The 22991-nt window shown below is 63.6% G+C and carries 24 protein-coding genes and 1 pseudogene; 8 read left to right on the top strand and 17 right to left on the bottom strand.

Annotation, left to right across the window (positions count from 1 at the left end; translation table 11 throughout):
- Nucleotides 1-24: 24 nt before the first annotated feature.
- Nucleotides 25-273, bottom strand: a complete 249-nt coding sequence (locus tag RCH07_RS15060) for a hypothetical protein (protein WP_326968294.1) — start codon at nucleotides 271-273, stop codon at nucleotides 25-27.
- A gap of 358 nt (nucleotides 274-631) precedes the next feature.
- Between RCH07_RS15060 and RCH07_RS15055 the strand changes: the two genes are divergently transcribed.
- The gene (locus RCH07_RS15055) at nucleotides 632-2233 is read left to right on the top strand and encodes an MFS transporter (RefSeq protein ID WP_326968293.1); all 1602 of its coding nucleotides are present in this window, start codon (nucleotides 632-634) and stop codon (nucleotides 2231-2233) included.
- Between the two features lie 28 nt (nucleotides 2234-2261).
- Here RCH07_RS15055 and RCH07_RS15050 read toward each other — a convergent pair whose 3' ends face one another.
- From RCH07_RS15050 to RCH07_RS15005, 11 genes and pseudogenes are all read right to left on the bottom strand, one after another.
- Nucleotides 2262-3176 (bottom strand): SDR family NAD(P)-dependent oxidoreductase, encoded by a 915-nt coding sequence (locus tag RCH07_RS15050; RefSeq protein WP_442784843.1) that lies wholly within the window; start codon nucleotides 3174-3176, stop codon nucleotides 2262-2264.
- A gap of 45 nt (nucleotides 3177-3221) precedes the next feature.
- Nucleotides 3222-3566 carry a GNAT family N-acetyltransferase gene (locus RCH07_RS15045; protein WP_326968292.1) on the bottom strand — a complete coding sequence of 115 codons (345 nt, stop codon included), beginning with the start codon at nucleotides 3564-3566 and terminating at the stop codon, nucleotides 3222-3224.
- A 210-nt stretch (nucleotides 3567-3776) separates the two neighbouring features.
- Entirely contained in the window at nucleotides 3777-4523 is a 747-nt protein-coding gene (locus RCH07_RS15040; RefSeq protein ID WP_326968291.1) for a M48 family metallopeptidase, read from the bottom strand.
- Nucleotides 4520-7657 (bottom strand): type I restriction endonuclease subunit R, encoded by a 3138-nt coding sequence (locus RCH07_RS15035; protein WP_326968290.1) that lies wholly within the window; start codon nucleotides 7655-7657, stop codon nucleotides 4520-4522. Before RCH07_RS15035 ends, RCH07_RS15040 begins: the two co-directional genes overlap by 4 nt.
- Nucleotides 7654-8022 (bottom strand): restriction endonuclease subunit S, encoded by a 369-nt coding sequence (locus tag RCH07_RS15030; protein ID WP_326968289.1) that lies wholly within the window; start codon nucleotides 8020-8022, stop codon nucleotides 7654-7656. The genes RCH07_RS15035 and RCH07_RS15030 overlap by 4 nt, the downstream gene beginning before the upstream one ends.
- Nucleotides 7913-8836, bottom strand: a complete 924-nt coding sequence (locus tag RCH07_RS19320; protein ID WP_442784844.1) for a restriction endonuclease subunit S — start codon at nucleotides 8834-8836, stop codon at nucleotides 7913-7915. The genes RCH07_RS15030 and RCH07_RS19320 overlap by 110 nt, the downstream gene beginning before the upstream one ends.
- A 53-nt stretch (nucleotides 8837-8889) precedes the next feature.
- Nucleotides 8890-9927, bottom strand: a complete 1038-nt coding sequence (locus RCH07_RS15025; protein ID WP_326968288.1) for a virulence RhuM family protein — start codon at nucleotides 9925-9927, stop codon at nucleotides 8890-8892.
- Nucleotides 9920-11473 carry a type I restriction-modification system subunit M gene (locus RCH07_RS15020; protein ID WP_326968287.1) on the bottom strand — a complete coding sequence of 518 codons (1554 nt, stop codon included), beginning with the start codon at nucleotides 11471-11473 and terminating at the stop codon, nucleotides 9920-9922. Before RCH07_RS15020 ends, RCH07_RS15025 begins: the two co-directional genes overlap by 8 nt.
- Nucleotides 11470-12060: a hypothetical protein gene (locus tag RCH07_RS15015; RefSeq protein ID WP_326968286.1), complete on the bottom strand. Its 591-nt coding sequence runs from the start codon at nucleotides 12058-12060 to the stop codon at nucleotides 11470-11472. The genes RCH07_RS15020 and RCH07_RS15015 overlap by 4 nt, the downstream gene beginning before the upstream one ends.
- A gap of 648 nt (nucleotides 12061-12708) precedes the next feature.
- On the bottom strand, nucleotides 12709-13218 hold the full coding sequence (locus RCH07_RS15010; protein WP_326968285.1) for a prevent-host-death protein: 510 nt from the start codon (nucleotides 13216-13218) through the stop codon (nucleotides 12709-12711).
- A gap of 89 nt (nucleotides 13219-13307) precedes the next feature.
- A pseudogene (locus RCH07_RS15005) lies at nucleotides 13308-14221 on the bottom strand (ISAzo13 family transposase); the annotation flags it as partial.
- A 169-nt stretch (nucleotides 14222-14390) separates the two neighbouring features.
- Here RCH07_RS15005 and RCH07_RS15000 point away from each other — a divergent pair.
- Nucleotides 14391-14660 (top strand): ribbon-helix-helix domain-containing protein, encoded by a 270-nt coding sequence (locus RCH07_RS15000; RefSeq protein ID WP_326968284.1) that lies wholly within the window; start codon nucleotides 14391-14393, stop codon nucleotides 14658-14660.
- Between the two features lie 42 nt (nucleotides 14661-14702).
- A complete protein-coding gene (locus RCH07_RS14995) occupies nucleotides 14703-14978 on the top strand; it encodes a type II toxin-antitoxin system RelE/ParE family toxin (RefSeq protein WP_326968283.1) in 276 nt (91 codons plus the stop codon).
- 360 nt (nucleotides 14979-15338) lie between these two features.
- On the opposite strand, the gene RCH07_RS14990 is transcribed toward RCH07_RS14995, so the two are convergent.
- The 4 genes from RCH07_RS14990 to RCH07_RS14975 form a co-directional block, all read right to left on the bottom strand.
- Complete coding sequence (locus RCH07_RS14990) at nucleotides 15339-15497, bottom strand: hypothetical protein (RefSeq protein WP_326968282.1); 159 nt, start codon at nucleotides 15495-15497, stop codon at nucleotides 15339-15341.
- 247 nt (nucleotides 15498-15744) lie between these two features.
- Entirely contained in the window at nucleotides 15745-16110 is a 366-nt protein-coding gene (locus RCH07_RS14985; protein ID WP_326968309.1) for a DUF1304 domain-containing protein, read from the bottom strand.
- A 68-nt stretch (nucleotides 16111-16178) separates the two neighbouring features.
- On the bottom strand, nucleotides 16179-17072 hold the full coding sequence (locus tag RCH07_RS14980) for an NAD(P)-dependent oxidoreductase (protein WP_326968281.1): 894 nt from the start codon (nucleotides 17070-17072) through the stop codon (nucleotides 16179-16181).
- A gap of 94 nt (nucleotides 17073-17166) precedes the next feature.
- Entirely contained in the window at nucleotides 17167-18744 is a 1578-nt protein-coding gene (locus RCH07_RS14975) for a four-carbon acid sugar kinase family protein (protein ID WP_326968280.1), read from the bottom strand.
- Nucleotides 18745-18926: 182 nt separating this feature from the next.
- Between RCH07_RS14975 and RCH07_RS14970 the strand changes: the two genes are divergently transcribed.
- Nucleotides 18927-19640 carry a FadR/GntR family transcriptional regulator gene (locus RCH07_RS14970; RefSeq protein WP_326968279.1) on the top strand — a complete coding sequence of 238 codons (714 nt, stop codon included), beginning with the start codon at nucleotides 18927-18929 and terminating at the stop codon, nucleotides 19638-19640.
- 17 nt (nucleotides 19641-19657) lie between these two features.
- On the opposite strand, the gene RCH07_RS14965 is transcribed toward RCH07_RS14970, so the two are convergent.
- Nucleotides 19658-19915 carry a metal-sensitive transcriptional regulator gene (locus RCH07_RS14965; RefSeq protein ID WP_326968278.1) on the bottom strand — a complete coding sequence of 86 codons (258 nt, stop codon included), beginning with the start codon at nucleotides 19913-19915 and terminating at the stop codon, nucleotides 19658-19660.
- 359 nt (nucleotides 19916-20274) lie between these two features.
- Between RCH07_RS14965 and RCH07_RS14960 the strand changes: the two genes are divergently transcribed.
- The 4 genes from RCH07_RS14960 to RCH07_RS14945 all read left to right on the top strand — a co-directional run bounded on the left by RCH07_RS14960 (nucleotide 20275) and on the right by RCH07_RS14945 (nucleotide 22437).
- The gene (locus RCH07_RS14960) at nucleotides 20275-21018 is read left to right on the top strand and encodes an SGNH/GDSL hydrolase family protein (RefSeq protein WP_442784842.1); all 744 of its coding nucleotides are present in this window, start codon (nucleotides 20275-20277) and stop codon (nucleotides 21016-21018) included.
- A gap of 96 nt (nucleotides 21019-21114) precedes the next feature.
- Complete coding sequence (locus RCH07_RS14955; RefSeq protein ID WP_326968276.1) at nucleotides 21115-21324, top strand: dodecin; 210 nt, start codon at nucleotides 21115-21117, stop codon at nucleotides 21322-21324.
- A 210-nt stretch (nucleotides 21325-21534) separates the two neighbouring features.
- Nucleotides 21535-21798: a GlsB/YeaQ/YmgE family stress response membrane protein gene (locus RCH07_RS14950; protein ID WP_326968275.1), complete on the top strand. Its 264-nt coding sequence runs from the start codon at nucleotides 21535-21537 to the stop codon at nucleotides 21796-21798.
- A 126-nt stretch (nucleotides 21799-21924) separates the two neighbouring features.
- On the top strand, nucleotides 21925-22437 hold the full coding sequence (locus RCH07_RS14945) for a hypothetical protein (protein ID WP_326968274.1): 513 nt from the start codon (nucleotides 21925-21927) through the stop codon (nucleotides 22435-22437).
- Nucleotides 22438-22991: the final 554 nt, after the last annotated feature.

Below are 22991 nucleotides of genomic sequence, written 5' to 3'. Positions count from 1 at the left end.
GCAAGGGTGAGTTGTCTGTAGCGGCTACCAGCGGACTTTCTTTTCCGCCGGGCCCTGCTTTCCGCTGACGTGGGTGGGCTTGTGGCTGTGGCCCACGCTTTGGGACCCGGCACCGCCCCGCGACTTGCTGGCGAGCATTTCCTTCTGCGCATCCGTCAGGCGGGATTTGATGCCTTTCCCCTGCTCCTCCTGCGTCCCCGGCTTGCCGTCCTTGGCCTGGGCCCCGGGTTCATTATTGGTCTCGCTGCTTTTTTCGGTGTCTTTGCCCGTCATGGACTGCTCTCCTGTGTGTGGCTTCTCATCAGCGCTGCGCTGGATTCAACCCTAAGCGATCCAACCCTTAGTGCATTCCGGACGCCGCAGGAAGCCCCGAATCAGGCCCGAATCCGGTTCGCGGGGGCCTTCGCGGCAAAAAGTTTGTCGTCGGCGCCGGGAACGCCGCCGCTTCCTAGCAATGGGGCGGCGAAACAGCGGAAAAGAATTCGGCCGATCGGCCCCGATCCGGGGCCAAAGTAACGGATGATACGGCACCGAACTCGGAAATTCCACAGAAATCGCGTAAAATTGAAAGCCTGCCCGGAGCGGGGCAGCTACAAGTCGCAAGCAAATGACCTCCATAGGAGCCGCCCAAATGCCCAAAGACCGAAGCACCACCGACTCTTCCGCAGGCGTCCTGGACGCCAGCGGAACCAACCAAATTGCACCCAAGGGTGTCAGAAAAACAAGGCCACGGACGCGCCGTCGACTCAAGGAGTCCGACGTCAACGTCGTCAACCAGCCGATGCTCAAGAAAGCACTCGGCGGCACCATTGTGGGTAACACCATGGAATGGTACGACGTCGGCGTGTTCGGCTACCTGATCACCACCATGGGACCGGTGTTCCTGCCCGAAGCGGACAAGTCCGTCCAGACCCTGTTCCTGCTGGGAACCTTCGCCGCCACCTTCATCGCCCGCCCCCTCGGCGGCGTCGTCTTCGGCTGGCTCGGCGACAAGATCGGCCGCCAGAAGGTTCTTGCGGCCACGCTGATGCTCATGGCCGCAAGCACCTTCGCCGTCGGCCTCCTGCCCGGCTACGCGCAGATCGGCATCTGGGCAGCAGCACTGCTGGTTGTCCTCAAGCTCGTCCAAGGCTTCTCCACGGGCGGCGAGTACGCCGGCGCCACCACCTTCGTGAGTGAATATGCCCCGGACAAACGCCGCGGCTTCTTCGCCAGCTTCCTGGACATGGGCAGCTACCTCGGCTTCGCCCTGGGCGCCGCCCTCGTCTCCGTGCTGCAACTGACCCTGGGTCAGGGCGCCATGGAGGAGTGGGGCTGGCGCATCCCGTTCCTGGTTGCCGGCCCGCTGGGACTGATCGCTATCTACTTCCGTAACAAGATTGAGGAATCCCCGCAGTTCCAGGCGACCCTGGACGCCCAGGAAGAGACCTCCAAGGACGCCAGCGCCAGCGACGCCGCCGCCTCGAAGAGCCCTGTAGGGATTGTGAAGGCCTACTGGCGTTCGCTCATCGTCGCCATGATCCTGGTGGCAGCAGCGAATACCGCCGGTTACGCCCTGACGTCCTACATGCCCACATACCTCACGGAATCCAAAGGCTACGACCCCGTCCACGGCACCCTGCTGACCATCCCAGTGCTGGTCATCATGAGCCTCTGCATTCCGCTCACCGGCAAGCTCTCCGACCGGATCGGGCGCCGCCCTGTGCTCTGGATCGGGGCCGGCAGCACCATTGTGCTGGTTATACCCGCTTTTCTGCTGATCGGCGTCGGATCCGTCTGGTCCACCCTTCTGGGTCTCGCCCTGGTGGCCTTCCCGGTGACGTTCTACGTCGCCAATCTGGCTTCGGCCCTGCCCGCGCAGTTCCCGACGGCGAGCCGTTACGGCGCCATGGGCATCGCGTATAACTTCTCCGTAGCCATCTTCGGCGGCACCACGCCGTTCGTCGTCGCAGCCCTCATCGGCGCCACCGGCAACGACATGATGCCGGCCTACTACCTGATGGCCACCTCGGCAATCGGTGCTGTGGCGATCTATTTCCTGAAGGAATCGGCCCGGCGCCCGCTGCCGGGTTCCATGCCCAGCGTGGACACCCAGGCTGAGGCCAGGGATCTCGTCGCGAACCAGGACGAGAACCCGCTGATCGACCTGGAACACATGGACATGCCGTTTGCCGCAGCTGCAGCAGATTCAGCGGCGGTCCGCGAACCCGAAAAGGTTCCGGCCCAGGCCTGAGCTTGCCTTTCTGGCAGCACGGCCCGGATCACCCTGATCCGCTCCGGCTAATCCGGACTCTGTAGTACAGCCCCGCCCAAGAGGTCCGCCTTCCGTGTTCTACCCATTGGGGAAGAACGCCGGGCGGGCCTTTGGCGCGTCTGGACGCTGTCCGTGCAACCTGCGTGGCGCGCCGGGGCGGTCCTGCCAGGAGCCTGTCCGGGAGCACCCGGACGGCCGCAATCAGGACTTTGTACCGCTTGGTCGGGATGGACACCGCTTTGCCGCCGGCATTGTCGGCCAGGCCCTCCCGGACCACACGCTCGGCCTGCAGCCACATCCAGCGCGGGGCCACGTTCTTGTCCATGCCCATCCGGTCGTGGAATTCGGTGTGGGTGAAGCCTGGGCAGACCGCGGTCACCATGATGCCTTGCTTCGAGTAGGCGAGGTTTGCCCAGCGGCTGAAGCTGACCAGCCACGCTTTGGCGGCCGAATAGCTTCCCCGGGGCAGGTACGCCGCGACGCTCGCGACGTTGATGATCCGGCCGGACTGCCGGCTCAGCATGCCCTGCAGTGCCGCGTGGGTGAGCTGCATGGCGGTCTCCACATGCAGCTTAAGGTGCCTGGTCTCGTCCGCGATGCTGTTGTCCGCGAACGAATGCAGCAGCCCGATCCCGGCGTTGTTGACCAGTATCTCCACCGGACGCGCCGGGTCAGTCAGCCGTGCGACGACGGCGGCCACCCCGCCGTCGTCCGCGAGGTCCGCGGCGAGCACCTCGGCCCGGACGGAATAGCGCTGTGTCAGCTCTTCCGCCCGCGCCCGGAGCCGGGCCGCGTCGCGGGCCACGAGGACCACGTTGTGTCCCTGCTCCGCGAGCTGGCGGGCGAATTCCGCCCCGATGCCCGCCGTTGCTCCGGTGATCAGGGCGGTGGTGTCGGCAGGGGCCGTGTTGTGGGGAGTCATAGCCTCAGCCTAACCGCGGCGCCGGCAGCTCAGAGACGGGCCGGATCAGGCTCCCGCCGGCGGAGGTTCCGGCCAGTCGACGCACTGGTTGTAGGAGTCGTGTTTGCGCAGGTACCGGTACATAAAGGGGCAGTTCGGGATGATCCGCTTACCGGACGCCACCACATCATCCAGGGCGAAGTGGGCCAGCACTTTGCCCAGCCCCTGTCCCTGGAACTGCTCCGCCGTGTCCGTGTGGATGAAGTCCACATGGCCAGGTTCATCGATGAAGCGGATCGCGACTGCCAGCTTGTCGCCGACGTGGAGCTCATAGCGGTGCAGCTCATCATTTCGGGTGGTGGTCACGTCCGGGCTGAACGTGTCTTCAGTGACTGCCGAGTTCTCCGTCATGGTTCGACATTGGCACTTAAAGGCGGGTGTGGCAATGGTGGTCCGGATCCGCCGGACACCGGATCGGCATCGATCCTGGCCGACGGCGGCCCACCCGCAGGAACGTCCGCACCCAACCACGCCAACCATATGCGGCCCCTACAAGCGCTGGCTGGTGCTGTCCCTTCATTGTCCGTCCGCGCCGCGCGGGCAGCCAGATGCCCTCATGTACTACGCCATGATGAGTTCGAGTCGCTGTTTCCGCTGCTCCCAATCCGGCATCACCAGCTGCTGCAGGTCAAAGAACTGCCGGCCATGGTTCGGGACCAGCAGGTGGCACAATTCGTGGGTGAGAACATAGTCAACGCAGTCCATCGGCGCGCGGATAAGATCCGGGTTCAGCACGAGGCTGCCGGCCGGAGACGTGGAGCCCCAACGGGTGGGCATGCGCTGAAGCCTGAGGGACGTTGGCTGCACGGCGTGCGGCTCGGGGAACCGCTGCCTGTTCAGCTCCAGACGGCTGGGAAGCTGGACCTGTGCCCGCCTCCGGTACCACTCTTTGACGTGTTTCTCTATGGCGGCGGTGTCGTGAAAGTCGACGCACCGCACCTCCAGGAACCCCCGGACCATCTTCACGCCTGGCGTGCCGGACGCCTTGGCCGCACCTTCCCCCGTTTCGGCCGGGACCACCCGGATGCGGTACTGCCGGCCCAGGTACAGATGAGTCTCGCCGGGGAAGTAGAGGCGGGGTGGGGTGAGTGGCCGGAAGCCGGCGAAGGATGCCTGTTGCGCAAGGATCCAACGGGCGCGCTTCCGGACACGGGAGGCGATGTCCTCCCCAGCCGTGGTGCGTGGTGCGGTGACGCGGACCAGCCCATCCGGCTCCACCGTGATCTCCAGCGTGGCCCGGTCCCGGCGCTCCAACCGGTACTTAATGACCTGCGTGCCGTAATCAATCTGCCGCGTCTCCAGCGTCATTTCGTGAAGCGCGCCCTTGCTACCTTGAGGACCGCCGTGGTGAGGCTGTCCACCAGGGACTGCCTCAGCTGGACGCCGTGGCGTTCCCCGAAGTCATAGAAATAGTCATCCAGTTCCGTGGCGAGGGCATTTTGCTCGTTGGGCTTGGTCCAGAAGTTGATCACCATCCGGCCGCGAACAATGTCCACCACCGTCTTCGCCGTCGCTGCTCTTTCGTCGTCGGGTACGGCCAGGAATTCCTCGAGTGCCGACTCGAGGAAGCTCCTGCCGAGCGCACCGTAAATCGCGGCAGCGTCGTCGTCGTGCGCCACCGCGGAGGGAAGCGCCGCACCGCGGTCACCGCCGGCCAGCTGTTCGGCGATTTCCCGTGCCTGGAGCAGGTACCGTTCACCGTCCCGACGACGGCGGTACTCGTCAATGGCCTGCTGCAGCAGCTCCGAGAACCGCGCGTAGAAGGCCGGGTCCTCGGCCATCCGCTCAGTGATGGTTTTTCTGGTGGCGCTGACGATCCGGTCCGCCTTTGATCCGGGCGTGGTGCCGTCCTCCTCCACAACGGCCTTCAGCGCGGCGGGATCGTTGATGTTGAGTTGTTCGATGATCGTCTCGGCCGGCAGGGCCGTCACATGGTCATCGAGCAGGCGGCGGATGCGCGGTTCGTAGTCGCGAAGGTCAACCGTCTCCTGGTAGCGCTTCTGCACCGCCGCGCGGAGTTCGGCGAACTCGGCGTAATCGTTCCGGTAGCGGTCGACGTCGGCCTGGGTCATGACGTCGAGCAGCTTGTCGCTGGAAAGTGCCATGTGAAGGGTGCGGCCAAAGGTCTTGAGCCGCTCGTAGAATTCGTGCCGCAGCGGTTCGTCAAACAGGTGCTGCTCCAGCGCTTCCATGTCGTCTTTCCGCGGGACGGCGTTGAACAGGTCCCACACGTGGCTCCACCGTCCCGGGAGCAGCCGGATCTGTTCGCGGATGTCCACCACAGCCCCTTTGATCTCCTCGGAGTCAAAGTCGCCCAGGGCACCGTAGGACGTCAAGGCCTCATCCAGCTCGCCGAGGAGGCCTTCATAGTCCACCACATAGCCGAACTGCTTCTCAGCATCCCCGTCAGAGAACAGCCGGTTGACGCGTGCCACCGCCTGTAGCAGCGTGTGTTCCCGCAGCGGTTTACAGAGGTAGAGAACGGTGTTGCGCGGCGCGTCGAACCCGGTCAGCAGTTTGGAGACCACAATGATGATCTCCGGCCCGCCCGAGCCCTTGAATTGTTTGATGAGTTGCTCGTTATAGTTGGCCTCCGTGCCGTAGCGGTCCATCTGCGTTTTCCAGAAGCGCTGCACGATTCCACGGGAGTCGGCATCCACCTCTTCGCGGTCCTCCGCGTCCTCGGGCGGGGAGATGATCACCTCGCTGCTGACGTGGCCGATCTCGTCGAGTTCCTGCTTGAACCGGATGGCCGAGGCCTTATTGGGCGCCACCAGCTGCGCCTTGAATCCGGTCCCCTGCCACGTTTGCCGGTAGTGCTCGGAGACGTCGAAGGCCTTGGCGCGGACGGCCTGGGCCGTCTTACCAAGGACGTCGGCGCGGCTGAACTTCCGCTTGAGGTCGCGTTTTTGCTCATCCGTCAGCCCGGCGCTGATCTTCTCGAACCAGGCGTCAATCACCCCGGCGGTGATCTGTTGTTCCACCAGGCGGCCCTCGTACAGGATGGGCACCACCGAGCCGTCCCGCACTGCTTCGTCGATGGTGTAGCTGTGGATGATCCCGCCGAAGGTGTCCGCGGTGTTCTTCTCCCGCTTCAGCAGCGGCGTTCCGGTGAACCCGAGGTAGCAGGCGTTGGGCATTACCCGGCGCATGGCCACATGGAACTGGCCGTAGCCGCCGTAACGGCCGGTCTGGCTGCGGTGGCTTTCGTCCACCAGGACAAAGATGTCGCGGGACTCGTCCCTGCCGTCGCGGCCGGCGGCGCCGTCGAACTTGTTGATGAGTGTGGTGATCAGCGGAGCCCCATCGCGCACCAGTTCACCCAAGTGTTTGCCGCTCTTGGCACGGACGGGCTCCAGCTCGCAGGCCAGGAAGGTGTCGCGGATCTGTTTGTCCAGATCGTCCCGGTCCGTGACAATGACAATCCGCGGGTTGGTTACCCGGGGGTCCAGCACCAGGGCTTTGCCGAGCATCACCATGGTCAGTGATTTCCCGGAGCCCTGGGTGTGCCAGATGACGCCGCCGTTGCGGCGTTCCTCCTGGCCGGCCGCCAGCACACGTTCCACGGTTTTGCGCACGGCGAAGTACTGCTGGTGCCGGGCGATCTTCCGGACCCCGGCGTCGAAGACCGTGAAGCGGCGGACAAGGTCCAGCAGCCGTTCGGGGCGGCACAGTGCATAGAGCAGCCGGTCCTGTGCGCTGACGGTCCGCATGGCGATGAGTGGCTGAATGACGGCATCGGTGTCCTCGGCGTCATGCCAGCTGGCCCAGAATTTCCGCGGCGTTCCAACCGTGCCGTACAGGGCCTCCTGGCGGTTGGCTGAGATCAGCAGTTGGGCGTAGTGGAACAGTTGCGGGATGCCGTCGCTGTTCTGGTATTTGATCAGCTGGCTGCCGGCCTTCCTGAGTTCCTCCGTGGGCCGCTTGTTTTCGATGACGATGAACGGAATGCCGTTCACGTAGCCGACGACGTCGAGCCGCTGGGTTGCGCTGCTGCCGGTGCGTTCCACGCGCATTTCGGTGGTGACGTGGAAGACATTGTTGGCGGGGTTTTGCCAGTCGATGTAGCGCAGCGAGTAGCTCTTGCTGTCACCGTCCACGGCTTTGGTGATGGTGGTGCCGAGGATGAGCCGGTCGTAGACTTCCAGGCTGGCCGCCTGCGGGCCCTTTGCCTGTTCCAGCCCGGGCCCGAGCCGCCGCACGGCCTCCTCCGCGTCCGCCACGTCAAAGGGGTACTGACGCTTCTTATGGGTGAACTGGTTGATCTTGAGGATTTGCGCGGCGAGGATCCCGCTGAAGAGGACACCGCTGCGCCTGCCGCCGCGTTCTTTCAATGCCTCGGCCGGCGTGAGCTGGGTGAAGCCGAGCGCTTCCAGCAGTTGCACCGCCGGGCCCTGCGACTGGCTCAGCTCGGAAGCGTCGAACGTCTCGTCAATCATCATCTTGTCCCCCGGGCGACGGTCTCGGCAGCAACGTTTACACGCACCTGCCCTGTGAGTAGTTTCTGCATGAGTCCGCGCTTCTGGGTGCGAAGGAGCTCGGCCTTGCGCTGCAGCAGTTGGATCTCACGGTCCGCATCTGATGCAATCGCAGCAATCCGCCGTTGTTCATCGAGCGGCGGCACCGGGAAGGGGAGCTTGGAAAATTCCGGCCAGCGAAGGCTTCCCCTGCGATCCACGGAAGAGCTGGTGCTCACGTCAAACATGTGGGCGTAAGCGCGCGTCTTTACTACTAGGTAGGCAAAATCGACATCGACTAGTGACCGGTCGAACTCGAACACTGTGTAGATCGGGCTTACCGCACCCACATCCACAACGTTTTGCAGACCGATCGATGTGGTTACTGGGAAAGCCGAATTGCCCTCGTCTAATGATCTTGTAGTTGCTCAGATCAGCGCTGTGTACGGTCCGGGCGAAGTAGTCTGCCGAACGCACAAATCCACGGTGTTTTGAGCATGTCAGAACGTCTGTAGCCTTCAGGTCAGCGTTTCGCGACGAAACGTCAGAGGCGACCTTTCCAATGGGCCGTATATCCCAACCGGGTGCCGTCTGATGCCAAATGACACCGTGCGGCCAGCCATGTCGAAAGATCAACGTCTGAACAAGCCCCGTTCGCCGCTGCAGTGATTGACGACGCTTTGAGTCGACGCGCTCAATCGCGTCATCCCAGGTGCGGAGGATCTCGGCGATCTTCCGCTGCTCCGGAAGCGGCGGGAATCGCAACTCCAACTCGGAGAAACGAGACACGCCCAGGTGGGCAATAGAGTTTGTCCGTACAGCGATTTTCGAAAATATGCCTTCCCTCTGACTGAATCGAAAAAGCTGGAGGGCAAAATCTGGGTCCACGCTGTCGCCCGCACGATAGCGGATCAGCGTGTTCTGGAAGCAGTACGTATTTTCCGGGTCCTCGAACATTGCGGCACGCCCGACCAGATTAACGCTCTGTCCCTCATTGAGGAGGATATCGCCGGGAACTAGCCGATATTTCTCGACTTCGGACGAAGTGAACGGCATAGAATTGACGTCAGTGTAGTTAATCCGGCCGTCGAGCACGTTTGCAACTCGAAGGTATGGGGTCGGTGGGCCGCTCGTGAGATGAGGTGATCGCTGCCTTCCGCTCATGACCCCGCCCGTGGAGCCTATTTGAGAAAAATGCCAACCGGCAGGAATCAAGCTCATTGGTTAGTGCCTCTAGTCTTTTTCCCTTCGTTCGCAAGTCGCTCGATCGCAGCGAAGTCCGCATCATCCGCAGCCGTGGCCTCCACAGCCTTCCGCTTCGTGTCAAAGTCTCCGTAGCGTTCCTCAGCGAGTTTCTTGGCTACGGCGGCGCTCACCTTGCCCGAGTGCATGAGCAGTTCGCGTTCGTTGAACTTGAGGAATGCATCGAGCTTATCGGCCCAGTCGGCCATGCTCATCGACTGGCGACGAGTTGCCTGGTCTTCGGCGTAGTCAAGGTACATCGTGACGATGCGGTTGAGCTGCTCGGCTTCCTCAGAGCTCAGGTAGTTCTTGCCAATCGCCACATCACCTTTGCGCACGATGGCTCCAGCCCAGCTGGTCAGACCCATGTTTTGCACTTCAGAGTCGCCTCGGGCTTTGAATAGCTCTCCGGCCGTCATGCCGGTTACGGCCCACAACATCTTGTTTTGCACCTTGGCGAAAAAAGTCTGTGAAGCATCGGATTTGGCGTCGTAGTCCACTGCCGTGGCATATAGATCACGCACCTTTTGGTAGAAACGCTTCTCGCTGGCGCGGATGTCGCGGATGCGCTGGAGCCACTCGTCGAAGTAGTCCCACTGCTTTGCATCCTTGAGCTTGGCATCGTCCATAGCGAAGCCCTTGACCAAGTACTCGCTGAGCACCGTAGTGGCCCAACGGCGGAACTGCACGCCGCGGGCCGAACGCACCCGGTAGCCGACGGCCAGGATGAGGTCCAAATTGTAGTAGGCCACCTGGTACTTTTTGCCGTCCGCGGCAGTTGTTGCAAATTCTGCAACAACTGCCGCGGAGTCAATCTCACCATCTTCGAAGATGTTGGCAATATGCCGGGAGATGACCGACTTGTCACGGCCAAAGAGCTCGGCCATCTGGTTTAGGGACAACCATGCCGTGCCATTCAGTGCCCGTAACTGCACGTAAGCCAGACCGTCGTCGCTCGTGTAGAGCACCAGTTCACCCGCTGCGCCGCCTTGTGCGCCACCTTGTTCAGTCATCGAGGCCCAACTCCTTCAGGTAGCCGGCCATGCGGGCACGGACTTCCACCAGTTCGGCTTCGATCTGCTCGATCTCATGCTGGACGGCGGCCACATCAATCTCAGCCTCGGCCTCAAAGGTATCGATGTACCGCGGGATGTTGAGGTTGAAATCGTTCTCGCTGATCTCGTCGCGGGGCACCAGGCGCGAGTACCGCTCAGATTCCGTCCGGCCGCGGTAAGCCTCAACGATCCGCTCAAGGTGCTCCTCGTCCAGCAGGCTCTGCGACTTGACCGGGGTGAAGTCCCGGCTGGCATCGATGAACAGGACGTCATCGCGGCCCTCGTTGGCGCCGCCCTTTTCACGCGAACGGTCAAAGATGAGGATGGCGACGGGAATGCCGGTGGTGGTGAACAGATTCGCCGGCAAGCCCACTACCGTGTCCAGCAGGTTCTCTTCGATCAGCGACTTCCTGATGCGCCCCTCGGCACCGGCACGGAACAACACGCCGTGCGGAACAATCACCGCAACCCGGCCCGTCCGCCGTCGTGCTGATTCGATCATGTGCGAAATAAAGGCGTAGTCACCCTTGCTCTTGGGCGGGACACCGCGCCAGAACCGGCCCCATCGGTCCGACTCGGCAACTTCGGCTCCCCACTTGTCCAGGGAAAACGGCGGATTGGCCACCACCACGTCGAACTGCTTGAGCTGGTCGCCCTCCAACAGCCTGGGGTCGTTCAGAGTGTCGCCCCACTCAATGTGCGCACTGTCATTGGCGTGCATAAACATGTTCATGCGTGCCAGCGCCCAGGTGGAGCCGTTGACCTCCTGGCCGAAAAGCTCGTAGTTGTTGCTTCCCACCTGGGCGGCAGTCTGGATGAGCAGCGAACCGGATCCGCAGGCGGGATCGTAAATACTGTCCCTCTCCTGAGGCGAGGCAAGCCGGGCCAGCAGCTCAGAAACGGAGCGCGGCGTGTAGAACTCCCCGGCCTTTTTGCCGGCATCCGAGGCGAACCGCGAGATCAGGTAGATGTAGGTCTCGCCGATGATGTCATCGCTTACCCGCGACGGGCGGAGGTCCAGCTCGGGCTTGGCGAAGTCTTCCAACAGGTTCTTCAGACGGCGGTTGCGGTCCTTGGGCTGCCCCAGGTTCGACTCGGAGTTGAAGTCAATGTTCCGGAAGACGCCGGCGAGCTTTGCACGGTTGTCCTCCTCGATGGCTTCCAGCGCAATGTTGATCAGCTCGCCGATGTTGTCAGCGGTCCGGTTGGCGTACAGGTGGTTGAACGTTGACTCCTTATGCAGCGGGAACCGTTCGCGCTGCAGCAGCGACTCAACCCGCTCCGGGTTGCCTTCAAACTGCTTCTGGTAGTTCTCCTCGTGCTCGGTCCAGATGTCCGAGATGTACTTCACGAACAACATCACCAGGATGTAGTCCTTGTACTGCGTTGCGTCGACCACGCCGCGGAAGGTGTCACAGGCTGCCCAGGCAGCATTGTTGATCTGGTCCTGGGTGACCTGGTCCTTCCTGCTGTTCGGTTGGCGGGGGCTTCCTTGCTCGGTCATATGCGGCCTGCTTTCGGGTGGGACTGTCCGGCAAGGGCAGCGGAGGTCAATTGGGTTTGTCGAAGTGTGTGCTGGCAATCCGCCAGGCGGTGCATCAGCTGGGCTTCGCTGGCGGCGAGGCGAGCGGCGTCGGCAATGAGGCGCTGTTGCGCAAGCGGCGGCAGCTGCAGCGGGACTGATTCGAGCGTCGCTTTGGCCACCATCTGGATGGTCTGCCCCTGTGCGGCGCGCCGCAGGTGCGTCTGCGCATCCGGCTGGTTCAGCCACCACGCGAGGAAATCCGGATCGTAACTGTCAGTGCTGGGCCGGATGATGAACAGTGGCATGACGGCTACGGCTGGTTCCGGCGAACGGTCTGGGACGGCCCACGCGATGGTGGTCTGGCCGCGGGAACGGAGGAGGACATCGCCTCGGGTGACCAGGTAGCGGGGATGCGGTGACGGGATTCGGGCCATGCCGAGCACATCCAAGTCGCTGCCAACGGAGATATCTGCCATCTGGATGGCTAGCACACCCCGGGACTGGGCGGTCAACCGTTCCCGCACGGTCATGCCGGAACTGACGACGGCTACCTTTGACAGCTGCATGGTGGCTCCCTCCAATATTGTTTCTACTGAAAGGTCACCTCCTAATGCTCAGTACTTTAACTACTTTAGAAAAGAAAAGCATTGTCGCCGCAGCGGTCGCCGGGTCGGCGAGACGTATCGTATTCCAAGGGTCGCGAGACGTCAGGGTGGTGCGGGTGGGACACCTTCCCTGGCGGGTCTGGCGGACGCTGTGATTGGCGCCGTCTGAGCAGACGAGTGGGGGGTCACGAGGTCCCAATGAGGGGTGGCTCAGCCGACATCCTGGTGTCCGGTGAAGTCACGGATGCGTGATCACTCAACTTTTGGTCTCGTTGGGACGTCTTGCATGGACCTGCTCAAGAATGACCACTTGATCCACGACGTAGAACCAGATGCGGGCATCACCCTTGAGCGTGGGCTTGTGCTGCCACCGCTCATGGGTGGCCCCGCCACGCTTCACAAGACCGAGCTCACCGCGTAGAGGGTAGTTGAAGGGTGTTGTCCGCTCAGGGGTGTGCGTCAGAAAATCCCAGGCATCGACCAGGGGATCCTGATCGTGGCTTTTAGATTTGTCCAGCCACGCCGCGCCTGGACAGAGGCAAACCGAAGTTCGCACTCACTCTTCTTCGTCGGACGCTCAACCTTGTCGCTCTCACTCTTCGCCATGCTCTACGGACGCTCGACGGCTTCCGCATCGTCGAGACATTCCACAGGTTCCTTGCCGAGGCCGGCTGCGATGGCTGTGGCAGTCTCACGCCACGAGGTCAGTTCGGCAATGGCCAGATGGGGCTGATTGGTGGCAAAGGACGCCCTCGCTGCCGCCAGGACATCATCGGCGCAAGCCTCCTGGTCAGCTGCGCTCAGAGCAAGCATCCACGGGAAGCGGTCGCTCATGCGCGCTGCAAGCGTTCCCTCCGTGCTTGTTGAGACTGCAACGAGCTGGGCTGCCAGTTCCAGCAGTGAAATGCGTGCCGCATCCGCGCTCTCGGACATCAGCACGAGGGACTCGCCGTCACGGCGAGTGACCCGGACAGGGTGGTCTGCCGCTGCTGCAAAAACATCAGCGGAGGAGCGGCTTAGTTCAGAAGACTGGAACGTCGTCCGGTTCTTGAAGGGCTGGAATGTGACTGAGGTTTTGGAGGACTGAAGGGCCTTTCGTGGTTTTGTTGCTGCGCTCATGTACCAACACTAACTCAGAACGTGTTCTGAAGTCTGTGGGTGCTAAGGGCCTGTGAGTAAACAACACGCGGTCATGCCGGTGTTGCGCGCCGGAGGGTGTAGTTCCACTCGCCATGAAAATCGTGACGGTTAATGGGCAGTGCGGCCATCTCGGTGTCGCCGATCTTGACCCCCGTCGGGAAGGTGTCCTTGTCGAGTTCAGCGTGGACTTTCAGCCCGGTCCTGGTGGTCGTCGCGCCGATGAGATCGACGATGACTTCATGGCTGGTCAATGGGCGCCCACGCCAGTTCATTGAGATGTGGCTGAAGAGCCGGTGCTCGATCTTGTTCCACTTGCTGGTGCCGGGCGGGAGATGGCAGAGGGTGATTTCCATTCCTGTTTCAGCGGCCAGGGCAGCGAGTTCGCTCTTCCAAGCGCGGAGCCGGTAGCCGTTGGAGCCGCCACCGTCGGCGCAGATCAGCAGACGGTCGGCCTCCGGGTAGGCGACTTTGGCGACCTGGTCGAACCAGCGGCGGATTGTCTGCACTGCGACGCGTAACAACGCGGCGGTATCGTGATCGGTCCCGACCGAGACCATCCGGTATTGGCCGTGACGTCGTAAACCCCGTAGGGTTTGGCCTTGCCCAGGTCCGGGTCGGGGAAGTCGTGCACATTCACTCGGACCGGGTCTCCGGCCGGGCGCCATTGTTGCCCACCGTTATTGAACAGGCCGACGATCTCCTTCTTTTTGGTATCCACGCTGATCACCGGCTGGCCGGCATTGATATGTGCCGCGCTTTGGGCATTGAGGTACTTGAACTGGGCATCACGATCTTAATGGACGGTGCCCTCGACCTGTTTCACGTTGCCCTGCAGGCTGAACCCCTGTTCGTGCAGCAAGTTCGCCACCGTCCACGCCGACACCGGATGACCGCTCCGGGTCAGCTCCTGTGCCAAGGTTCGCGTGGAATTCGTCGTCCACCGCAACGGCCAACACGGGCACCCCCGCTTGTCGGGCTCAACCTTGCTATCGAAGCTATCTGCCGCTTCCGGAGGCGATGGTGGTCGGAACCACGTCGACGACGCTCCGTCCTCAACGTGCGCCGACTCGCACGTCATTTCCGCGCCGATTTAACTACTCACGCGTAGCTAAAGCGCGTAGGATTTAGTCCTACTGAGACGAGACTTGACCATGCGCACGACACGGCAGCTGAGCATCACCCTTCCGAACGAGATGGCTGATGCCTTGCGCCAGCGCGTGAGCTCGGGCGCATATGCGAGTGAGAGCGAAGTCATCCGAGATGGTTTGCGCACTTTGTTCGCGCGCGACCAGGTGCTCGAGTCTTGGCTTCGCGAGGAGGTTGTAAGTGCCTATGACGCACTCGTGACCGACCCCTCTGCTGTGGTGAGCGTCGATGAAGTGCGTGCGCGGCTTTCGGCGAAGCATGACGAGCAGCAGTGACTCAGTACCGGCTTGTATTCCGTCGGGAAGCACTGAAACAGCTTGAGGAGCTTTTACGATTTCATCGCCGATGCCGGGTCTCCGGCCAACGCGGCAGGCTTCACTGAATCGATCGTCTCGTTCTGTGAAGGTCTAACCGATTTCCCCTACCGTGGTTTGGCGAGGGAGGACCTCCGTCCAGTGCTGAGGACGATCGGCTACAGGAAGCGCGTCGTGATCGCCTACGCCATCCTGAATGAGACCGTGGCAATCGTCGGTATTTTCTACGGCGGCCGGGACCACGAGCAGATACTCCGTGACCGGCAACAGGATACTTAACCCCAGCAATCATCAGCGGGCAAGCCACTGAGGAACCGCGCGCACGGCGCCAAGAATTTTCCATGCCGCGTCCCGCTGAGGGTTCCACATGTGGACGCAGGCCTGGCTTCAACCTCGAGGTGCTTAGGCGTAAATTCCGGGATGAACGACTGAGGGGCCGACAACGAGGGTTTCTAGGCGGGGGTCATCCACCAGAGCCGAGACGCATTCTTTGGAACCAGCCGCGTAGACCGAATCAGCGTAAATATCGTTGCCAATGCACCATGCTTGATCAGCCGGCCACCAACGCAGACTTCGCCTGGAACGATGTTCATCGAATGCCTCGGTCGCAGCCTCGACGGGTCCTTCGAGGAGGTACATCTACCGCTCGGGCGGAAAGACCACCACGGGGGCAGCGGCCAGCTCGTCCCTGATGTCGGAGTAGCCTGCCCAGACGGCGAAGAAGCATTGGTCGGGCGTGGTCGTGTGCTGGCTGAGAACGTCTGCCAGGGCAGCGGCACAGCCTTTCAGCACGTGCACTGCAGACCTGTGAGGAACCGTTTCTGCGGGTCAGCGGCACTGTGTCGTGGTGCCACCAGAAAGGCGGAGCCTGGAACCGCAAGGCTGCTCCACTGGTCCAGGACATCGTCGGCTGCGACCGGTAAGAACTGCGAGCCCGGCTCGTCGTACCATCCGTAAGACTGCCAGACCCACTTCCCAGGGCTACTGCCCTTTGCAACGGAGATATTACCGCAAAGGAATGTCCCGGAACATACTTCTGGAAGGCTCAGGCGGCCAGCAGCCCCAGCGCCCCGAGCACGACGGCGAGCAGCGGCGTCGCGCCCTGCGTGGCGGCCGCGCGGAGGTACTTTCGCCCGCTCAGGGCGAGCACGATCGCGGCGAGCAGCATGGAGCCGCAGCTGCTGAAGACCAGGATCCACCCGGCGGCCGGGTGCCCGAGGGCGATGGCTCCGGCGGCCGGCCAGGACCCCGGCGCGAGGAACAGATTGTGGAAGCCCTGGTTGCAGGCCAGCGGCCAGGTGGTGTCCGCGTCGGACTGCGAGGTGGTACTGAACCGCTTCCAGGTGGCGGGCTGCGTCTGGGTGATGGGTTCCAGCCTGAAGATCCAGACGTGCGGCAGGGCTGCCAGCAGCGCAAAATGAGGGAGCCCAGGACCAAGTTCTGATCCTAGCCGCCCCGCTCAGGGGCGTGCGGAACGGGCTAAACGGTGCGCTTCGCGGGTGCCACAACCTTTATGACGGCGGAGTCGTCCGCGGCGGCCAGGCCCTGGGTCTGGCCCAGAAGGAAGAGCTGCTCGGCAGCGGCGGCAACAGGGGCCGCAAGGCCGGCGGCACGGGTGGCCTTGCCCACGATTCCCATGTCCTTGACGAAGATATCCAGCCGGCTGAGGACTTCCGCGCCGTCCTCCGAGTAGGCCTCGAGGATGCGCGGGCCGCGGTTGGAGAGCATAAAGGACCCTGCCGCCCCTGCCTCAAGGGCGGCGAGAGTCCTGGCCTGGTCCAGGCCCAGGGCGTCCGCGAGCGCCAGCGCCTCGGCGGCGGCGGCAATGTGGACGCCGCAGAGCAGCTGGTTGACGGTCTTGAGCGCCTGGCCGTCGCCGGGCTTGTCGCCCACCACGGTGAGGGTGGAGGCGAGCAGTTCCAGGACCGGGCGGGCTGCTTCCAGCGCCTGCGGTTCGGCGCCAACCACGATCAGCAGGTCCCCTTCCCCGGCGCGCTTCGGCCCGCCGGACAGCGGGGCGTCCACGAGGCCGACGCCGAATTCGGCGAGCCGGGCGACGGTTTCCGGGATGGCTTCGGTGCCGACGGTACTGGTGAGGATCACGACGGCGCCCGGCTTCAGCACGGAGGCCACGCCGTCGGCGCCGAAGAGGACATCGTTGAGCTGCTCGCCGTTGCGCACGGCCAGGAGCAGGGCATCCGCGTCCTCGGCGGCCTCCCGGGCAGAAGCGAAGGTGCGGACTCCGGCGGCCTCGGCCAGGCGCAGTCGCGGCTCCGCGATGTCGAAGCCATGGACGGTCAGCCGGGTGGCAAGGCGGCTGGCCATCGGCAGGCCCATGGCGCCAAGGCCGAGGACGGCGACAGTGCAGGTCATGGTTTTCTCCGTTGAAACGAGGGGGTAGGTGCGTCAGAAAGTGATGGGTCGGCGGTGATGGGCCGGCACCGATTGAACGGCGGCGTCAGGGTCTTCACACGCTCGGCCATCGGTTGCTGAGCTTGCGCGTGACCTGGGCCAAGGACTGGTCGCCGCCCACATTCCCGGCGAAGACGATGTACGGAATGCCCTTCGCGGGCCCGTCCACCGGCTCCCACAGGCTCACGATGCCCGGCAGCATCGGGCCGCGGACAATGGCGTGACGGATTTCCAGCCCGTGGGCGGCGACGTCCGAGGACGTAATGCCGCCCTTCGCAATCACGAACCGCGGCGGGAAGGTCTTGAGGGTCCTGTTCACCACCGCGACGACGGCGGCGGATACCGTGCGGGCAATGTTGAGGCTCACGGCGGCGTCGTCGGTCTTGATCAGCAGCCTGCTCGTATGAAGGATGACGTCGGCGCTGCGCAGCGACTCCGCCACGGTCCGCACGATCCCGTCAAGGTAGGCTTCCGCGCTGCCGTTCAGCAGCTTTTCGACGTCGATCTCCACGATGCGTGCGGCGCCGTGCTGCTCGACAAGGGCCCTGAGCTGGCGGGTGGTGACGCCGACGTGCGAGCCGACCACGATCAGTCCGCCGGCGTCGTACGGCGTGTTGCCCGCGTACGCCTCCTCGCCGCTGAGCTCGGCACGAATCTCCTGGCCGATGCGGCCCCGGACGAACGGCGGGCCCACCCGGTAGAGCAGCTTCTTGCCGCGGCGTTCGGCCTCCTCAAGCCCCAGTGCGAGGGCGCGGAGATCGTTTTCGGTCACGATGTCGGCCACGATCGGCGTGGAGTCGACGGCGGCTTCGATGGCGTCCGCTATGGCGTTGGCCGAAACCTGCGGGTCACCGTCCGGGCTGGCGGCGCGGATGACGTTCAGGTCCAGCACGATCACCGAATCTGCCGGGAATCGGCCTCTGGACTTCTCTTCGACGTACTTGGCCAGCTCGGAGTTGGCGAAGCCGAAGCTGGCGTCCCGGGCGAATTCGGTCGCGGCCACGGGGGTGAGTTGGCGGGCGTCGTCGCCGGTTCCGCGCATGTAGTGGACCCCGCCGATGGTGACGCGTCCGGCGTCGGGGAACGCGGGGACAATCACGACGCCGTCCGTCACCTCGCCGGTGACCGCGGCGACGGTCGCCGCAATGATGTCCGGTTCCAGCGGGTAGTGGCCGCGGAGGGTGGAATCGCTCCGGCTGACGAAGCCGAGGCGCAGTCCGGGGCCGGCACCGCCCGGTTCGCCACCCGGGGCGGCATCGCCCCGTTCGCCCGGTTTGCCCGATTCGCCGGGTTCGCCCGGTTCGCCGGCTGCGGCGAGGGCGTTCCGGACGACTTCTTCGTTGCGGGCGGCGGCTTCCACCGGGTCCAGGCTCCGGGTATTCGTCAGCACATAGACGGCAGCCGGGCGTTTGCCGTTGATCCTGTGGGCAAATGCCCAGCTGAAGTCGGCGACGTCCCAGCGGGTGAGCACGGGCAGGCCTGCCACGGACTGGGTACCTGTCGGGTCGTCGTCGAGCACCACCAGTATCCGGGGGGAAGCCTCGGTGGAGGCGCCGATGGCACCCGCCACGAGCGCGGCGGAAATCGGGACCTCCGCCGGGAAGGCGGCCAGAAGATCTGCTTCAAAGGGCACTCTGCACTCCATTGTGGTGAAACTCTGCGGTGCGAACACAAACCGCCGGTGAAGGCTGACATTTGTAAGATGTCTGACATCTAGCGTTTGACTGCTAGTGTGGCATACGGCATAAAGAGCGCGCAAGTACGGCGCCACTAGACTGGTCGGTCAGACAGCGCGGCGGCATTGAACGGGGAAAATTGGCTAGGAAATCGTTGGTCGGCGTCGTGGCAGACGAACTGCTGGACCGGATCATTGCCGGTGAGTTCCCGCCCGGTGCATCCGTCCCCGGCGAGCTTGAGCTGAGCGCCCGGCACGAGGTCAGCCGGATGACGGTCCGCGAAGCCATGAAGACCCTCGAAGCCCAGCGCATCCTCAGCGTGGAGCGCGGCCGCGGTACGTTCGTGAACCCGCTGAGCCGCTGGAACTCCCTGGAGGCCGTGCTCCGAGCTGCGTCAGAAGGGAAGGACGACGCCGCTGCCGCGGTCCAGCTGATCGAGCTGCGCCGGATGCTGGAATCGGGGGCCTGCGAACTGGCTGCCGTCCGGATCAGCGACGCCGGTCTCGCGGCCCTCCACGGGCAGCTGGAGACGATGCGCGCGGCGTACAAAGCCCACGACCTGGCCGGTTTCGTCGAAGCCGACCTCGCCTTCCACGACCTCATCCTGCAGGCCGCCGAGAACGTATTTATTGCCGTGCTGTTCGCGCCGCTGCACCGGGTGCTTGAGCTGCGCCGCACCCAGACCTCCGAGGTGCGCGAGATCCAGGAACACGCAATCGGCCACCACCAGAGCATCGCGGATGCTCTCGCAACGCGCGATCCGCACCTGGCCCGGGACGCGATGGACGCACACATGCGGCAGACTCTCGATGATCTCAAGACCTACGTCCTGGCCGGCCGCCCGGTCTCATAGGCGGGCGAGCGGCCTGCTCAGGCGAGCGAAAGGAAGAGCTTTTCCAGCTCCGCGCGGTCCACGCTGGGATCTTCCTGTTTCATGCACTGCTGCAGGCCCGTGGCGATGATCGAGAATCCAGCCTTGTCCAGGGCGCTCGAGACGGCAGCCAGCTGGGTGACCACACTCTTGCAGTCGCGGCCTTCTTCGATCATCCTGGTGACCGCGGCAAGCTGCCCCTGGGCACGGCGAAGACGGTTAATGACAGACTTCATGTCTGCGGGATCGAGTTCCATGGGTACCTCCGGGGATCAACAAGATTCTCTTCCATGGTATACCCCCATGCGTATGCAGCATACGCCACGGGGTACTCAGGTCGCCGGAACCGAAAGCTTGCGGAAACCTTGGGATTGGGGCTGCCAGGGGCCTAAGGGCCTAGCGCGGCCCGGATTTTCGGCGTATTGCTGGGGATGTGAACGCCGCCAGTTTCCTCGATCCTGGCGCCGGCCGGACCGGCGCAACGGGTCCCGCTCCGGTTCCCGGTCCGGGGTCCGCCTCCGGACGGCCTTCTTCCGGACAGCCTTCTTCCGCACGGTCCGCTTCAGGACGGTCTGCGGGAGCCTGGAAAGAGAGCTCCTGGAGCCGGTACGTGGCCATGGGGGACTCATTCACCGCAGGCATCGGAGATCCGGAACCGCGGAGCCCCGGCGGTATCAGGGGCTGGGCGGACCGGATCGCCGAGGAGCTAAGCGAGGGACGGCAGGACTTTGCTTACGCCAACCTTGCCATCAGCGGACTCGTGCTGCGCGAGATCCTGGACCAGCAGCTCGGGCCGGCCATTGAGCTCAAACCCGATCTGGTGACGCTCTCGGCGGGCGGTAATGATCTTGTCTTCCACCGGAGCGATCCGGACCGGCTGGCCGTGACCCTCGACGCCGCCGTCGCCCTTCTTAGCGCTACAGGCGCCACGGTTGTGCTGTTCACCGGCCCGGACTGGGGCGCCACGCCCGTGTTTGGCCACATCCGCGGCAAGGTGGCCGTCTTCAACGAGAACATCCGCACCATCGCCGCACGCCATCACGGCGTCATTGCCGATTTGTGGACGCTGCGGCAACTGACGGACCCGCAGATGTGGGATCCGGACCGCCTGCATTTCTCACCGATGGGGCACCACACGATCGCGGCGATGGTCCTGGAGACCCTGAATGTTCCGCACGGCCTGCGTCCGCTGGAGCCCAAGCCCCTGCCGGCCGGCAGCTGGCGGGACAGCAAGGCCGGCGACCTGGCCTGGTTCACCACTTACCTGCTGCCGTGGATGGTGAACAAGATCAGGCCGCACGACGGCGGCGCACCGCTGACCGCCAAACGTCCCGATCCGGGACCCGTCTTCGGGTCCTGACGGGCATCCGCCGGCCCCTAGCCCAGCCACGATCTGTCGGCTAATCTGCTGTGACGGCCCGCAGCCGGGCATCGGTGGCCATCATGAGGAGCGAAGTTGTCCAATCACACGTACAGCATTTCTGAAATTGTCGGAACCTCAAAGGATGGCATTGACGCGGCCGTCCGCAACGGTATCGCCGAGGCGGCCAAGACCCTTCGGAACCTCGACTGGTTCGAGGTCAAGGAAGTCCGCGGCCACCTCGAAAACGGCGAGGTGGCCGACTGGCAGGTGACGATCAAGCTAGGGTTCCGTCTGGAGCGCTGACACCGGGAGGACCCGGGAGCACCGGGGGCCGGGCGCCGGCAGGAATCGCATGAAATCCGGGCCAAAAGACCCCCTATTAGCAAGGAAACCGGGAATTTAGGCCGTCCTGAGTGGCACTTTAATACTAAGCATGATTAGTATTGACCTAGAAGGATGAAGCGCACCCGGCAACTCGGGTGCCTCCTCTATGAAAGAAGAAGGAACGACAAAATGGGTTTTTTCGCATTTCTGATTCTGGGCCTTATCGCCGGAGCAATCGCTAAGGCAATCCTCCCCGGCAAGCAGGGCGGTGGCATCTTCATCACGCTGCTGCTCGGCGTCGTCGGCGCCATGCTTGGCGGCTGGATTGGCGGGCTGCTCTTCAATGCCAACATCAACGAGTTCTTCTCGCTGTCCACCTGGCTGCTGGCCATCGGCGGGGCAATCATCGTCCTGCTGGTCTACGGCATGATCTCCAAGCGTTCAGTCCGCTAAAGCTGGGCGTGACCGAAAACCGGTCCCGGGATCCTTTCCCGGGGCCGGTTTTTTGGCACCCGGGCTTCACGGCGTTTCCACCCAGCACCCTCACGTACAAGCACCACCAATGAGCAGGAGTACAGCATGAAAGCCAAACTTCTTTTCGGCACCGGGGTAGCCGCGGGCTTCGTCCTCGGATCACGGTCCGGCCGGGCCGCCTACGAGAAAATCAAGTCCCGTGCTGCGGCCCTCTGGGACAGCAAACCGGTCCAGGATAAGGTCACAGCAGCGGCGGAGGCGGTCAAGGAAAAGGCCCCGGAGGTCTCGGAACAGCTCGCCGAGGCCGCACGCCGCGCAGGAACCGTCATCGGGTCCGCCGTGCGCCGCGATAACGCCCCCAACGCGGCAGCAGACATCGCGGCAGCTGGCGGCCCGACTGCTGGCGGCGCCGGCCAGTCAGGAACCGTCGTCGGCGGCATCCCCGCCCACAGCACCCACCCCGAGACCGTCAATCTCGGCACCTCCGCAGCTGCGGTGGGCCGCGACGTCGAATCCGACCCGGCGCAGAATGACGAGGCCGGCCAGGACTGGTCCGGCGAAGGCGGGGCAACACCGGCCGGCGCCGCCACCAACGTCGACCCGGACAAAGTGATTTAGCACCACAGCCGCATTTGTGGGGTGCGCCCGCGGGCTTTGTAGGAACCGTGTGGTGCGCGCTGCTGATGTTTCCGCTTGCGGATCGGATGACTCGGGATCCGATCCGGGTGAAGTGGCCGGTAGCAGATCAGCCGGACCAGCAGACGCCTGATTTCCGGCGGGGAGAGCCGGGTCAGCTCCCCGCCGTCGAGCAGTTCACAAACGGCTGACACCACTCGGTGGCCGGTGATATTCCCGCGTTCCGATGCGGGAACCCTCCATGCGCCGCCGCTGATCGACGGAGCGGACGCACCCTCGAGAAAGCGCACCCCTTGTCCGCGTTTCGCGGTGTTGATCTCGGGGACGTGCTGGATCGTCGGCTGCGAACCAGAGGGACTCCCTGGTGGCCCTTGATCCGGTGGGCCGGCATAACGGATTGGTTACGAAAACGGTGGCACCCATCCGTAGCCGGTGTGCTGTCGAAGTACTCCTGACAGACAAGCACCGGCCCCGTCCGAGCTACTCGGCAGGAACCATCCTCGGGACCGGACACCCCCACTGATTTCAAGGAGTAC

This window comes from Arthrobacter sp. CG_A4 (assembly GCF_035985125.1).
Lineage (GTDB): Bacteria > Actinomycetota > Actinomycetes > Actinomycetales > Micrococcaceae > Arthrobacter.
The sequence above is the reverse complement of the archived record's forward strand: the minus strand, read 5'-3'. Positions and strand labels throughout refer to the sequence as shown.